We start from the raw sequence: 13800 nt of genomic DNA on the forward strand, positions 1-13800 counted from the left end.
TCGCATCCGCGTGTTTCGCGAATGTATCTATCTTGCCACAGAAGTTGTGTCGGTGAGCAACGGCACCTTTTGCAAGCGAGGCCCAATGGCTACGTTTGTTTCACGCGGCCGTGAGATCGGTCTGTGAAGAGGTTTCGTCCCCGGGACGGGCCGCGAGGAGTTCGATGTCGTCCAGCCCCAGCAAGGTCCGCTTCCTGCCGCGGATCACCGTTGCCGTCGCCCTGTTCTCGATGGTGGCGGCCTGCGGCACCGTTCTGCTGAACGATCGCGGCTCGCTGACGCGCTACGACCGTCTGAAGGCAAGCGATCAGGTCGCCTCCGCGTCGCGAATCTACGTGGACCAGCCAGCGCTCACCCGGGTGCGCACGGTACGCATCATCCCGACAGCGTTCCACGCCGACGTGGCCGGTGCAGGCCCGCTCACGCCAGCCGAGCGGCGCCTGATCGCCAACGCGGCCGATCGTGCGCTCTGCTACGACCTGTCCTTGAAGTACGACATCGTGTCGGGCCGCGACGCGGACCTCACCGTCCGGGCGCAGGTGACGCGGGTCGATCCGACGGACCTCCTCGGGGCCGGCGCGACCATTGCGGGCTCGGCCGGCGTCACGGTCGCTTCGCAGTTCGGCTTAAGCGTCGCCGAGGGTATCGGGCGCATCCCGATCCCGCGGATCCCGATCGGGCTCGGCAGCCTCACCGTGGAGGCCGAGGCGCTCGACCGGCGCCGCGAGCAGCGAGCCGCCATGGTGTGGGGCGGGGCCGCGAATTCCTTCACCAGCCAGCCGCGCTTCTCCCGTGCGAGCGACGCCTACGATCTGGCGGGCGAGTTCGGGCAGGATTTCGGCTACATGCTGGCGACCGGCGATGATCCGTTCACGGCGCCCAACACCTTGCCGACCTGGGACCGCATCCGCATCACGACGCTCGGCGAGGCTCCCCTCGATCCGGACTGCGAGGCCTTCGGCCGGGCGCCCGGGATCGACGGCATCCTCGGCGATTACATCGGCCTGCCGCCCGAATACACCGACAAGGGAGCCCGCGCGCCCGCGGTACGCTGAGCCGGCGGCGCATCCTCCGGTGGCCCGAAAATACCCGTGAGCCATGCGTGTTTTCGCGTTGCGCCGCGGCATGCGCGCATTGGCGCCATCGGGGAGCCCGTGATACTGGCACTTGCCAACCCGATCCCGCAGCGCAACCCGTAGCGCCGCCGTCCGAGGAAAGTTGGCATGGCCCGTATTGATACCGCATCGATCATCGAGGGTCTGACCTTCGACGACGTGCTCCTGCGGCCTGCCGCCTCCTCGGTGATGCCAACCGAGGTCAACGTCGCCTCCCGGCTCACCCGCACGATCCCGCTCAACCTGCCGATCCTCGCCTCCGCGATGGACACGGTGACCGAGGCGCCCATGGCCATCGCCATGGCGGCCAATGGCGGCATGGGCGTCATCCACCGCAACCTCGAGCCGGCGGAGCAGGCCGAGCAGGTCCGGCTCGTGAAGAAGTACGAATCCGGCATGGTGATGAACCCGATCACCATCCACCCGGACGAGACCCTGGCCGACGCCTTCGAGGTGATGAAGCGCAACCGCATCTCCGGCATCCCGGTGGTCGAGCGGGGGCCGAACGGCTCGCGGGGCAAGCTCGTCGGCATCCTGACCAACCGGGACGTGCGCTTCGCCACCAACTCCGCCCAGCCGGTCGCCGAGCTGATGACCCGGGACCGCCTGATCACCGTCCGCGAGGGCGTGACCCAGGACGAGGCGAAGCGCCTGCTGCACCAGTTCCGGATCGAGAAGCTCCTGGTCGTCGACGATCACTACCGCTGCATCGGCCTGATCACCGTCAAGGACATCGAGAAGCGCGTCACCTACCCGTTCGCCGTCAAGGACGAGCAGGGCCGCCTCCGGGTCGCCGCCGCCACGACCACGGGTGACAGCGGTTTCGAGCGGGCCGAACGCCTGATCGATGCCGGCTGCGACGTGATCGTGGTCGATACGGCCCACGGCCATTCGATCAAGGTGCTCGACGCCGTCGCCCGGGTGAAGCAACTCTCCAACGCCGTGCAGGTCGTGGCCGGCAACGTCGCCACCCGCGAGGGCGCGCAGGCGCTGATCGATGCCGGGGCGGACGCCATCAAGGTCGGTATCGGCCCGGGCTCGATCTGCACGACCCGGATCGTGGCGGGCGTCGGCGTTCCCCAGCTTACGGCCCTGATCGAGGCCGTCGAAGCCGCGGGCGAGGCCGACATCCCGGTGATCGCCGATGGCGGCATCAAGTATTCCGGCGACCTCGCCAAGGCGATCGCGGCGGGCGCCTCCGTGGCGATGCTCGGGTCGCTGCTCGCCGGCACCGACGAGGCCCCCGGCGAGGTCTTTTTGTATCAAGGCCGCTCGTACAAGTCGTACCGGGGTATGGGCTCGGTCGGCGCCATGGCGCGTGGCTCGGCCGACCGCTACTTCCAGGCCGAGGTCAACGACACCCACAAGCTCGTGCCGGAGGGCATCGAGGGTCAGGTGCCCTACAAGGGGCCGGTGGGGAACGTCCTGCACCAGCTGGCCGGCGGCCTGCGCGCCGCCATGGGCTATGTCGGCGGCGCGACCATTCCGGACTTCCAGGAGCGGGCGCGCTTCATCCGCATCACCAATGCCGGCCTGCGCGAGAGCCACGTCCACGACGTGACGATCACGCGGGAGAGCCCGAACTATCCGTCGCGGACTTGAGGCTTTGATGCGTACGCTGATCGTCGGAGCCGGCGCGACCGGCGGCTATTACGGCGCGCGGCTCGCCGAATCCGGTGCCGAAGTGACGTTCCTCGTGAGGCCCGGCCGGGCGGAAAAGCTCGCCGCGGACGGGCTGAACCTTCGCTCACCGCTCGGCGACCTGCACATCCCGAGCCCGCCGACCGTCACGGCCGACCGGCTGGCCGAGGCCGGTGGGTTCGACCTGATCCTTCTGTCGTGCAAGGCCTACGACCTCGACAGCGCCATCGCTGACCTTGCGCCCGCGGTCGGCGCGGAGACGGCGATCCTGCCCCTGCTGAATGGCCTCGCCCATCTGGACGCGCTCGATGCCCGGTTCGGGGCCGAGCGTGTGCTTGGCGGATCCTGTGCCATCGCGGCGACGCTGACGCCCGACGGCACGATCCGCCATATGAGCGAGTTGTGCAGCATCACCTATGGCGAGCGGGACGGGTCGCGCTCGGCCCGGATCGAGTTGGTCGACGCCCTCTTGCGCGGGCTGAAGTTCCAGCCGCGCCTCAGCGATTCGATCCTGCTGGAGATGTGGGAGAAGTGGGTCTTCCTGGCGACACTTGCGGGGGCCACAACCCTGATGCGCGCCGCGGTCGGCGACATCGTGGCGGCGCCGGGCGGCGCGGATCTGATGGCGGCGCTCCACACCGAATGCACGGCCGTCGCCACCGCGAGCGATTACGCACCACGGGCCACGGTGGCCGAGCGGGCGCGGGCGCAGCTCACGGCGGCGGGATCGACCTTCACGGCCTCGATGCTGCGCGACATCGAGAATGGCGGGCGGATCGAGGCCGATCACGTGATCGGCGACCTGATCGCCCGCGGTCAACGGCTTTCGCCGGAGACGGCCTTTCCCCTGCTTACGCTGGTCTATACCGGCCTCAAGGCCTACGAAGCGCGGCGGGGGCGGGAGGCGGCCTGAGCCGCCACCTTTCAGTACCGGCCCGGCGGCGGCGCGGGCGGGTTGCCGTATTCGAGCTGCGTCTTGGCATCGACGGGCCGGCGCGGCGGCGGCGAGAAATCGGGCTGGGCGGCGGGGGCGCTGGCGCAGGCGGCGAGCGACGCTGCGACCAAGGCCGCGAGGGCGAGACGAACGGCGGACGAGACGGACGACGACATGGGCTGGGGGCCTTCCGGAACGCAACCGGCGTCGAACCACCCTGGTCCGCCGCCGATGGATGCCATAGGACACGCTGCGGTCCACTGGCGGACCGCAGGTCGCGTGGTCTGAACCGGGATCGCGCCTGAAGCTCGGCCGTAAGATGGCGGCATCGCGGGGCAAGCGTGGCCGTTTCGCGACGCCGTCGACTCATTCCAAAGGACCAGACCGCTGACACCCGCCGCCCGCTGCTCCGCCGCCATCGAGGTACTCACCGACATCGCCGAGCGCCGCAGGCCGGCTGCCGATGCCCTGAAGGATTGGGGCCTCGCCCATCGGTTCGCCGGCTCGGGGGACCGGGCCGGGATCGCCAGTCTCGTCTACGACGCCCTGCGGCGGCGTGCCTCGGCGGCTTGGATCATGGGCTCCGATTCGCCGCGCGCGGTGCTGATCGGGGCGTTGCGGCTTCAGCAGGGCCTCGCCGCTGCCTCGGTCGCGGCGCTCTTCTCGGGCGAGCGCTTCGCACCGGAGCCTCTGACCGACGATGAGCGCGCGCGGCTCGACACCGCGACGCTTCAGGACGCGCCGCCCGAGGTCGCCGGCGATGCCCCTGCCTTCGTGCTGCCGGACCTCGCGGTCACGCTCGGCGACGACCTGATCCCGGAGCTCAAGGCGCTCGCCCGCCGCGCGCCGCTCGACATTCGCGTCAACACCCTGCGCGGCTCCAGGGACGAGATCCTGCCGGCCCTCGCGGCCTTCGGTGCGGAGCCGACGCCGCACGCACCCCAGGGCCTTCGGATCCCGATCGGTGCGGACGGGCGCGGTCCGGCGCTCCATGTCGAGGCCGAGTTCCTGGAGGGCTGGTACGAGATCCAGGACGAGGGCTCGCAGCTCGCGGCTTTGCTCGCCGCGCCGCGGGCCGGCGAGACCATCGTCGATCTCTGCGCGGGCGGCGGCGGCAAGACCCTGGCGCTCGCGGCCGAGATCGGGAACGGCGCTCACCTGATCGCCACCGACGGCGATCCGCGCCGCCTCGCGCCGATCCACGAACGCCTGCGCCGGTCGGGCGCCGGCGCCGAGGTGCGGTCGCCGCGGGGCGGACGGGCGCGCACCGACGTGCTGGAAGATCTCGACGGCACCGTCGACCGGGTGCTGGTCGATGCGCCCTGTACCGGCTCGGGAACATGGCGGCGGAATCCCGATGCCAAGTGGCGCCTGCGTCCGGGCAGCCTCGCGCTTCGCACGGCCGAACAGACCCAGGTTCTCGATCGGGCGGCCCGGCTGGTCAGGCCGGGCGGACACATCGTCTACGTCACCTGCTCGCTCCTCTCCGCCGAGAACGATGCGGCCGTTACCGGCCTGCTGTCGCGCTGGCGCGGGCGGTTCACCGTGATCGCGGCGACCGAGGTCCTCGCCGCGGGCCCGGCCTCGTTGCGAGAGGCGGTCCGGTTTACGGCCCACGGGATTCAGATGAGCCCGCACCGGACCGGAACGGACGGCTTCTACGTCGCAGTCATCGCCCGGAACGCCTGAGTCGCGCGGGTCGCGGGACCCCATTGCGCCGAGCCGCGTTGGAACCGCGGCCCGAACGATCCCACCGCCAGGAGTCGCCCTTGCACCTGGACCGCCGTCTCCTGCTCGCCGGCCTCGGGAGCCTCGTCGGCCTCAACCGAGCAACGGCCGCGACGGACGGGCCGCCGCAACCCGCGCCGCACGAGGCGGTCAAGGCTCTGCCGCGCTCTCTGCCCGGCGCGGATCTTGAGGTGATCGAGCTTTGGCCGGGAGATCTCCCGGGCGGCGGCCCGGGACCGGATGCCGACGGATACCGCTACGTCGAGGGCTCTGTCGGCGACATCACGCGGGTGGCACGGCCCTGTCTGCTGGTCATGCGACCGGCCAACGCCAACGGAGCCGCGATGATCGTCGCGGCCGGAGGCGGCTACGAATACATCGCGATCGGCAACGAGGGCGTCCCGGTGGGGCGCGTGCTCAATGCGGCCGGCATCACGGTCTTCCTGCTGATCTACCGCCTACCCGCCGAGGGCTGGGGGGCCGGTCCCGACGCGCCTCGGCAGGACGCCCAGCGCGCGCTTCGGCTGATCCGATCGCGGGGCACGGAGTTCGGGATCGATCCGGACCGCGTCGGCGTGCTGGGCTTCTCGGCCGGCGGCCACCTGATGGGCGAGACCGCGGTCGGCAGCGCGCAGAACCTCTACCCGGCCGAGGATGCCATCGACGCCCAGCCTGTGCGGCCGACGCTCGCCGGGCTGATCTATCCGGTCATCACCATGCGCAAGCCGTTCGACCGGACCCATACCCGGCGCATCCTCGTCGGCGACGATGTGACGGCGCTTGAGATGAAGACCTACTCGGTCGATCTCCAGGTCGGCCCCGAGACGCCCCCGACCTTCCTGGCGCAGGCGATCGACGATCCGATCGCGGTCGCCGACCATCCGCTGCTGATGTTCGCGGCCCTCAGGAAGGCGCGCGTTCCGGCCGAGCTGCATCTGTTCGAGCGCGGCGGACACGGATTCGGACTTGGGCTGCCCGGTACGCCCGCGGCGGCGTGGCCCGGGTTGTTCCTGGCCTGGATCCGCCTGCACGGATTCATACGGGGCTGATCGCTCAGCCGCCGCTGGCGATCACGCGGTGCAGCTTGGCGACCTTGGGCCGGCTGGTGCGGAACTGGCCTCGCTCCACCGCCACGAACACCACGGTCGCGATGGCGAGGGTCGTCAGCCACCAGATGGAGGTCAGCCCGACGCTGAGGCACGCCACCGTGAAGGCTGCCGCGAAGCAGCCCATGGCGCCGGGGACCAGGGCAGGTCCGTCGCGCCCGGCCCGGCGGATCGACGCGTAGAGCGCGAAGGCGGCGGCCAGTGCGCCCACGATCCCGAGTTCGTACCAGAACTCGAACAGCGCGGTCGTCGGGGCGTTCAGCGGGAGAAGACCGACGAGGCGTCCGCGCAGCGCGGTCTCGAAGCCGTGGCCGGTGATCAGGCGCACAGGGTCGGTCGTCACCACCTTCTGCCAGCTCTTCAGCGACAGCACCGTTGGCGCCAGCGGCCCCAGCACGGCGGACCCGATCGGCCGCGCCAGGAATGGCAGCAGCGGCGCCACCGCGAGCAGGACGGCCGACACGATCGCTGTCAGCTGCACGCCGAGCTTCTGGCGATAGCTCGTCACTGCGAATGCGACGGCGCCGACCGCCAGGGCCGCGATCTGCGTCGCGTCGGGCTGGACGGTGAGCGCGAGGGCCACGAGGAGGGCCAGGGCCAGTGCTTCCCGGTCGCGGCGCCGGGACCGCAGCCAGGCCAGGGCGGGCCAGACCAGAAGGATCAGCAGCACGAGGCCGCGATCCAGGGCGCCGTCATCTTCTGCACCGGGGGGGCCCATATGGGCGCCGAACAGGCCGAGGACGATCGCCACGATCGCGCCCGCCACCAAGCCCAACGGCAGCAGGTACAGATTGGCCGAGCGCATCCGGTCGGGCAGGGCGAGGTAACCCAGAAATGCGAGCCCAACGGTGGCCGCGAGGTTCACCAGCCGCTCCAGGGCCGGTCCGAGAAACGGCGTCCATGTGAGCGACAAGGCGGACCAGAACACCACGAGCATCGCGGCCAGGAAGGCCGGGGCGGTCAGAAGCCTTAGGGCGGCTGGGCGCACCGGCCGCTGCCGCCGGTCGATGACGCTGGCGATGATCAGCAGGATGACGGCGATCGGCGCGAGGATCACCGAGGCGCGCCGGGCGACCTGCGCCAGGACGGGGAGCACCACGAACAGCCCGAAGAAGCCGAGGCGTCGCAGCAGTGCCGCGGCGTCGAGCGCTGGATCGGCATGGGTCGAGTTCGACGCGCGCGGCATCCTGCGCCTTCTGCCGGACCGGGACGGCCGGTTCTCTGCTGGATACGCAAGGCGCGCGCAAGTCGCTGTAGACGCCGGGCCACACCCAGCGCCGCGCGCGCGCTCAAGCCACGGTGGCGGTCTCACGCGGACGCCGCCGCAGCGTCCGCCGGCCGACATCCGAAACGATACGCCAGCCGCCCCAGGCGGCGAAGAACCCGATCAGACCGGCCGCCAGCCCGTCGGCATTGGTCGGGATCGCCGGGCTGAAGTCCCGATAGGCCGCTTCGGCGACCGGCATGTCGGGGTCGCGCAGCATCGCCACGACACGGCCCAGCGGGCTCGTCGCGGACGCCATGGCTTGTTGCTGCGCGCTTAAGCGGGCGAGCCGGACGATGTCGGCCTGCGCCGCCGCGCCGCGGCGGGCCACGAGCTGATCGGGATTGCTGCGCAGGCGGTCGACGGCGCCGTCGCGGGTCGTGCCGGAGGCCTGCGCGTCGGATTCGAGCACCGCCACCTGACGGCGAAGTTCGTCGGCGGCGCCACCCAGCCTCTGGGCATATTGCTGTGCGAATTCCGGCGCCTGCGCGGCGACAGCGCCGCCGAGGAGTCCGAGGGCGAGCCCGAGGGTGCGGAATACGCGGAACACGTCAGATCTCCGGCCCGTGGAATCGACCATCGACTAAGAGCACGCCGTCGTGGGCGGTTCCAGCCGCCCTCATGCGGGAAGCGTCAGCAGACCCGCCTGTCCGTCGCCGCAGCCGAACAGCAACCGGCCGCCGCGCCCGTCCCAGGCCAGCGCGGTGATCCCGCTCCCGGGAACCGCCGGGCGCACCAGCAACTCCGCGGCATCGGTGAACCGGACGAGGAGGATGCACCCGTCCTCGTAGCCGATGGCCAGGACCGGTGCCTTCGGGTGGAACGCGACGCGGGACACCCGGGCGGGGCGGACTCCGCATTCCCGCGGGGGCTTACCGGTCGGTCCCTCCTTCGAGTCGAACGGCCAGACGATCGCTGCCTCGGCGCCGCCGGTGGCGAGCCAGTGCCCGTCCGACGACCACGCCACCGAGCGCACCTTGCCGGGATAGCCCGACATCCGCATGTGGCCGCGATCCGGCTGGAGCCGCCAGCCGTGCAGGGCATTCTCCTGCATGGTGGTGACGACGAACCGGCCGTCCGGCGACCACGTCACGTCGATATGCGAACCCTTCCACTCGATCACCTCGGCGGGCGTCTCGAGATTCGGAAACCAGAGGCTGACGCCGTTGTAGTGCGCGATTCCGAGCCGGTAGCCCTTGGGCGCGAAGACGAGCCCGCGCGCTGTCGAGGGCGCCTGGAAGGTGCGCTCGCGGCCCCTGGCATCCCGCGCCACGACATGGCGCCCGGCCGACCACGCCACGGCTCCGTCCGGGTGGACCGCCAGGGCATCGATCCAGGCTCCGCCCCTGGCAGAGCCGAGCTGCTCTAGGGTGCCATCGGCCCGGACCTCGACGATGCGGCCGTCATCGCCGCCGGTGAGGAGGCGCGCGCCGCTTCCGGCCGCCACCAGGATGCCGGCCTCGGGATGCGCGACGAGTCGCGCCAAGCCTCCGTCCCGCGCCAGCGCGACTGCGCCGTCGCTGAGTGCCAGGGCCGGTATATCCTTCAGGAAATGGGCCGCGATCACGTGGGCGCCGGGATCGAGCGCGGCGACGTGCTGGGTCAGGGAGGGATTGCTCAAGGTGCTGCTCATGCCGCGGGGACCTTCGCGGCATGCGGGCCCGCGCGCAAGACCACGATCGCGGTCACAAGCGCCAGACCGCCGGAAAGCGCCGCCGGCGCGATCAGGGCGTAGAGGGCGAACAGGCCGTAGGCGTGCGCCCCGAGATAGGCGCCCAGCAACAGGGACAGCCAGACCAGCCCGTCGCCGACCCAGCCGAGCGGATCCCCGGTTCGAGTGAGCGCCTGGGCGATCTTATGGCCGAGGCTGAACAGGGCGCCGGTGACGAAGGTCGTGCCGGCGCGGAACCCCTTCACCTGCGCGAGCACCGCGTTCTGCGAGCCCATCGCCACGGCGACGAAGAAGGCGGCGAGGCCGAGTTCTGGCGATTCGAGTCCGAGACCGAGGCCGCCGAGGATCAGAAGTGACTCGTAGGCGAGCACCGCGGGTGTCGTCCAGCGGTGCGGCACGAGGATCGCCAGCCCGCTGCCGAGCACCGAGCCCGTGAGGAAGGCGAAGATCAGGATCGCCGGCAACACCATCCGGTGGGGATCGGCCGCCGCGCCGAAGACCGCGAGCTGCGTGGTGTTGCCGCTCATGAACGAGGTGTAGAGGCCGCCGAGCCGCACGAAACCGAGGGCGTCCACGTATCCGGCGAGCCCCGTCAGCAGCAGACCGAGCCCGAGCTGATGGATCCGGTTCACGATCCTGCTTCCTGGTCGGGTATCGGTAACCACCTGTTAACCAAGTCACCGCCCTCGTTCATCGGTATCGAAGGGCAGTTAACGCGCCACTCACCAAACCCGTGCAATTCGATCGAAACAGGGTGAACGCCGTGTCGAGAGGGGCCGTTGCCCCTGCGATCCGGTCGGGGAACAGCGTTCCCCCGCCGGGTGAGTGGGAGTTGCGTCATGGTTCCGTTCGCCGCCGCGCTTGTCTGTCCGTCCCTGCTTGTTCCGGACTCGGCCGCCGCCACCATCCTGATCGTCGAGGATGAGCCGACCGTCTGTGAACTGGCTGCCGAAACGCTCCTCGACGCCGGTTATCGGGTGCTTACCGCCGCGGATGCTTGGCAGGCCGAGGCGATCCTGGCCCGCGAGAGCGTCGACATGCTCTTCACCGATATCGATCTGGCCCGCAACACGAACGGTCTTGCCCTCGCCCGCCGCGCCCGTGATCTCTGCCCGGACCTTCCGGTGGTCTACACCTCCGGGGGGCGCGACGGACTTGCGACCCGCGACGCCGTCCCCGGCTCCGTCTTCGTGCCGAAACCCTATCGCCCGAGCCAGCTCGTGGTGCTCACCCGCGACGTGCTGAACGCCGCGCTCCTTCACGCCTGATCTGGATCTCCGAGGACCTCCGCCATGTGGCGCTTCCTTCCCGCACTCGGTCTTGTCACAGCGCTCTCGGTGGGGCCCGCTGGAGCGGCCTGCGACGTGAAAGGCGCGCAGATCGAGGAGGCCATCGCGGCCAAGAGCGAGCTGCGCTCCGACGCCAACACCCAACTCGTGCGCGACCTGCGCACCCTGCGCGATGCCGCGATCGTGCTGGATACCTATAAATTCCCCGGCGAATGCGAGGTGTTGCTCGGGGTTGCCAAGTCGCTTCTCGCGGATCCCGCCAAGACCATCGAGCAGGGCGGTGATACCGACGAGGACAAGGCCGAAAGCCTGACCGAGGCGCGCAAGCCGAAGGACGCAGGCACCTCGAAGGCGAAGTAGTCGCCCCCGCGCATTCCGTTGCCGTTCGCGGGTCGTTTCCGAAGCATTTAGTGCTCCTCGCCGGCACTCGCGCCGATTTTCGCCCGGGCGAGGGCCTTCCCGAGCTTCGCGGCGATCTGGTCGCGCAGCATGTCGGCCATCTCGATATCGACCAAGCGCCACGCCAGCCCACGCAGCCGCAATCGGATGCGTGTGCGCTGCCCGCGGGGTGCCTCGGGCGGGATCGGTACAACCACGGCGCGGAAGCCGCGCATTTCCATCGCCGTGTAGAACGGCAGCAGGCGCCCGAAGCTGTGGATCGCGAGCCCTTCCGGACGCGAGCCGGTCGGCCGTTCGAGATCGAGCTTGTCGGGCCAGCCGTTGGCGAGCAGGTCGATCACCGTCTCGGGGGTGATCATCGACTCGGACAGGGCCAGCGCCAGCCCGTAGGCAGCATCGCCGAGGCGTTGACGGTCGCGCGGCTCGATGTCCGGATCGCTCTCCGACGCGGTGCGCATCGCCGCCGTGATCTGCCGCACCAGAGACAGGCGGAGCGTCCGAAAGTTGACGTGGTTCTCGATGTAGGCGGTGTCGTGCCGGCGCACCGCCTGCGCCAGATCGTACAGCGACCAGAGCGGGCTCATGGTGAAGGCGAGCCACGCGAGGGCGAGCCCGAGCAGGACCGCGAGCCAGCGCATACCTCAGGACCCCGGCCGCCGCGTCACCGCGCGTCCGCCCAGCGCTCGAGGCCGGAGAAGGCCGCCACCACCCGCTCGTAGACCGGGCGCTTGAACGGGATGATCAACTCCCGAAGTTCGTCGAACCGCGCCCAGCGCCATGCGTCGAACTCCGCCTTATGGGCACCCCCGCCCGGCTGGAGCACGTCGATCAGCTCCTCCCGCCCCTCGAAGCCGAAGGCGAACCATTTCTGGGTCTGCCCGCGGTAGCGACCCTTCCAGGCCTGCTTCATGACGTCGGGCGGGAGATCGTACGGAAGCCAGTCCGGGATCTCCGCGAGCTTGCGGATCGCCTCCGGCGGGACATTGGTCTCCTCGTAAAGTTCCCGGCGCGCCGCCGCCTCCGGATCCTCGCCCGGGTCCACCCCGCCCTGCGGCATCTGCCACATATGCGGACCGGCGACGTGCTCTGGGCCGGCATCCTTGGTTCGGCGCCCGACGAACACGCCGCCCGATCGTGCGATCAGCGCGATGCCCACGCAGGGGCGGTAGGGCAGGCTGCCCGGATCCAGATCCGTTGTCATTGTCCGGACCATAGGTCAGCGGCGCGGGCCGCGGCAACGCCACCCAGGTTCGGAGGGCGCCATCCCGGCGCGAAATCCATTTTGGCGGGAGTCGAGCGCGCCTGCACTCAATCAGCCGTAGAGACGCGCTTGTCGCGGGCGCCGCGTAACGCCACGCTGGCCGGGACGATGCGCAACCCGCGGGTATCGAGGTCGCGCGCCCAGCGCGCGATTCGATCGACCGTCAGCGCAGCGCCGCTGGCCGAGACGAGGGTGAACCCGTTGGAACGGGCACGCGCCTCGGCCTGCGCCAGGGCGGCATCGATGGCGTCAGCCCGCGGGGTCGCGTCGAGGACGATCTCGGCACGGGCGACTGGCGTGCGGGTCTTGTTGACGGGGGCGGTCGCGGGCTTGGGGCCGGTGCCGTCGTCGAGGAAGCCAAGGCCCCGGGCGCCGATCTCGCGCAGGATCGGCTCGAAGGCGGCATCCGCCATCAGCTTCGATCCCATGAAGTTCACGGTGCCGACATAGCCGGGAAAGCGCGCCAGCGCCCAGGCGAGGCGATCGGCATTCTCGGGTCCCTTGAGGGAGGTGAGCAGCCCCTGCGGCCCGGGGTCGCTGTCCGGATAATCGAACGGCTCCATCGGCAGTTGAAGGAAAACCTCATGCCCGGCGTCGCGGGCTCGTGCCGCGGCGCGCTCGGCCTCGCTGCCGTAGGGCAGGAAGGCGAGGCTGACGGCAGCCGGCAAGCGTGCGGTGGCGCCGGCCGTGGCGGCCTGCCCGACACCGAGACCGGTTACCACGATGGCGATGCGGGGGCCGGTTCCTGGGTCCTCGGACCGGGCGTAGACATCGAGCGCGCGCACCCGGCCTTCGCCGAGCTTCGGCATGATCCCGTGCCGGCCCGTCTCGCTGATCCGGGGATCCGGGGCGGCGGCCAGACGTGGTGCGGTCGGGGACGGGACACGGATCACCACCGCGTCGGTCGGGGCGGAGCCCAGCGGGCGCACCACCGTGACGCCTGAAGCCGACTCGATCTCTTCCGCGCTGCGCTGAAGCTGCCCCTGCCCGGGCGCCGTGGTGGCGACCTGCGGCTCGACGGCAGCGACCGGAGCCGCGGGGCGCGCCACGGCCTCGCGGATCGCGATCACGGCCTCCGCGTGGGGTTCGCCGCCCTGGGGATCGCCAAGCGCCACGACGAGGCCGAGGGACGCCATGAAGGCCGCCGCGATCGCCCCAGCCGCAGCCTTCGGCCGGCGCAGGGCCGCGACGATCCGGCCGAACCGCCCGCTGGGCTGGTCCGGCGCCTGGGCCTCCGCCACCCCGAGGGGGCGCGTGAGGATATCGTCGTTGGATTCGGTCAAGCGGCGCTCGATGCGGAATCGCGATTCCAACCGCGCCGGAGCGGCGCGGATCTCCGACTCCATTGCGGACCGGTATGGTTAACGATCCTCTAAGCTCCGGTCCCGAAC

15 protein-coding genes are annotated in these 13800 nt (G+C 70.6%); 7 read left to right on the plus strand and 8 right to left on the minus strand.

Annotation, left to right across the window (positions count from 1 at the left end; translation table 11 throughout):
• Positions 1 to 164: 164 nt before the first annotated feature.
• The 3 genes from MKK63_RS14805 (at position 165) to panE (ending at position 3669) form a co-directional block, all read left to right on the plus strand.
• Positions 165 to 1055, plus strand: a complete 891-nt coding sequence (locus MKK63_RS14805; RefSeq protein WP_244002968.1) for a DUF3313 domain-containing protein — start codon at positions 165 to 167, stop codon at positions 1053 to 1055.
• A gap of 168 nt (positions 1056 to 1223) precedes the next feature.
• Positions 1224 to 2717, plus strand: coding sequence for an IMP dehydrogenase (guaB, locus tag MKK63_RS14810; RefSeq protein WP_244002970.1), 1494 nt, complete (start codon positions 1224 to 1226; stop codon positions 2715 to 2717).
• 7 nt (positions 2718 to 2724) lie between these two features.
• Positions 2725 to 3669 (plus strand): 2-dehydropantoate 2-reductase, encoded by a 945-nt coding sequence (gene panE, locus MKK63_RS14815; RefSeq protein ID WP_244002972.1) that lies wholly within the window; start codon positions 2725 to 2727, stop codon positions 3667 to 3669.
• A gap of 11 nt (positions 3670 to 3680) precedes the next feature.
• On the opposite strand, the gene MKK63_RS14820 is transcribed toward panE, so the two are convergent.
• The gene (locus tag MKK63_RS14820) at positions 3681 to 3866 is read right to left on the minus strand and encodes a hypothetical protein (RefSeq protein ID WP_244002974.1); all 186 of its coding nucleotides are present in this window, start codon (positions 3864 to 3866) and stop codon (positions 3681 to 3683) included.
• 151 nt (positions 3867 to 4017) lie between these two features.
• On the opposite strand from MKK63_RS14820, the gene MKK63_RS14825 reads away from it, so the two are divergent.
• Both MKK63_RS14825 and MKK63_RS14830 read left to right on the plus strand, forming a co-directional pair.
• The gene (locus MKK63_RS14825) at positions 4018 to 5379 is read left to right on the plus strand and encodes an RsmB/NOP family class I SAM-dependent RNA methyltransferase (protein WP_409564517.1); all 1362 of its coding nucleotides are present in this window, start codon (positions 4018 to 4020) and stop codon (positions 5377 to 5379) included.
• Positions 5380 to 5459: 80 nt separating this feature from the next.
• On the plus strand, positions 5460 to 6467 hold the full coding sequence (locus tag MKK63_RS14830) for an alpha/beta hydrolase (RefSeq protein WP_244002976.1): 1008 nt from the start codon (positions 5460 to 5462) through the stop codon (positions 6465 to 6467).
• A 4-nt stretch (positions 6468 to 6471) separates the two neighbouring features.
• On the opposite strand, the gene MKK63_RS14835 is transcribed toward MKK63_RS14830, so the two are convergent.
• The 4 genes from MKK63_RS14835 to MKK63_RS14850 form a co-directional block, all read right to left on the minus strand.
• Positions 6472 to 7710, minus strand: coding sequence for a peptide ABC transporter permease (locus MKK63_RS14835; protein ID WP_244002978.1), 1239 nt, complete (start codon positions 7708 to 7710; stop codon positions 6472 to 6474).
• 103 nt (positions 7711 to 7813) lie between these two features.
• Positions 7814 to 8338, minus strand: a complete 525-nt coding sequence (locus tag MKK63_RS14840) for a DUF2937 family protein (RefSeq protein WP_244002980.1) — start codon at positions 8336 to 8338, stop codon at positions 7814 to 7816.
• 69 nt (positions 8339 to 8407) lie between these two features.
• Positions 8408 to 9421 (minus strand): WD40 repeat domain-containing protein, encoded by a 1014-nt coding sequence (locus MKK63_RS14845; protein WP_244002982.1) that lies wholly within the window; start codon positions 9419 to 9421, stop codon positions 8408 to 8410.
• A complete protein-coding gene (locus MKK63_RS14850; RefSeq protein ID WP_244002984.1) occupies positions 9418 to 10092 on the minus strand; it encodes a YoaK family protein in 675 nt (224 codons plus the stop codon). The genes MKK63_RS14845 and MKK63_RS14850 overlap by 4 nt, the downstream gene beginning before the upstream one ends.
• A 207-nt stretch (positions 10093 to 10299) precedes the next feature.
• On the opposite strand from MKK63_RS14850, the gene MKK63_RS14855 reads away from it, so the two are divergent.
• Both MKK63_RS14855 and MKK63_RS14860 read left to right on the plus strand, forming a co-directional pair.
• The gene (locus MKK63_RS14855) at positions 10300 to 10728 is read left to right on the plus strand and encodes a response regulator (protein ID WP_243921130.1); all 429 of its coding nucleotides are present in this window, start codon (positions 10300 to 10302) and stop codon (positions 10726 to 10728) included.
• A gap of 24 nt (positions 10729 to 10752) precedes the next feature.
• Positions 10753 to 11109, plus strand: a complete 357-nt coding sequence (locus MKK63_RS14860; protein ID WP_244002987.1) for a photosystem reaction center subunit H — start codon at positions 10753 to 10755, stop codon at positions 11107 to 11109.
• Positions 11110 to 11156: 47 nt separating this feature from the next.
• Here the strand turns inward: MKK63_RS14860 and MKK63_RS14865 are convergent, their stop codons facing one another.
• The 3 genes from MKK63_RS14865 to MKK63_RS14875 form a co-directional block, all read right to left on the minus strand.
• Positions 11157 to 11786 (minus strand): DUF2939 domain-containing protein, encoded by a 630-nt coding sequence (locus MKK63_RS14865; RefSeq protein WP_244002989.1) that lies wholly within the window; start codon positions 11784 to 11786, stop codon positions 11157 to 11159.
• Between the two features lie 23 nt (positions 11787 to 11809).
• Complete coding sequence (locus MKK63_RS14870; protein WP_244002991.1) at positions 11810 to 12361, minus strand: RNA pyrophosphohydrolase; 552 nt, start codon at positions 12359 to 12361, stop codon at positions 11810 to 11812.
• A gap of 95 nt (positions 12362 to 12456) precedes the next feature.
• The gene (locus MKK63_RS14875) at positions 12457 to 13692 is read right to left on the minus strand and encodes a divergent polysaccharide deacetylase family protein (RefSeq protein ID WP_244002993.1); all 1236 of its coding nucleotides are present in this window, start codon (positions 13690 to 13692) and stop codon (positions 12457 to 12459) included.
• Positions 13693 to 13800 lie beyond the last annotated feature (108 nt).

It is taken from the genome of Methylobacterium sp. J-088 (assembly GCF_022829295.1).
Classification (GTDB): Bacteria; Pseudomonadota; Alphaproteobacteria; order Rhizobiales; family Beijerinckiaceae; genus Methylobacterium.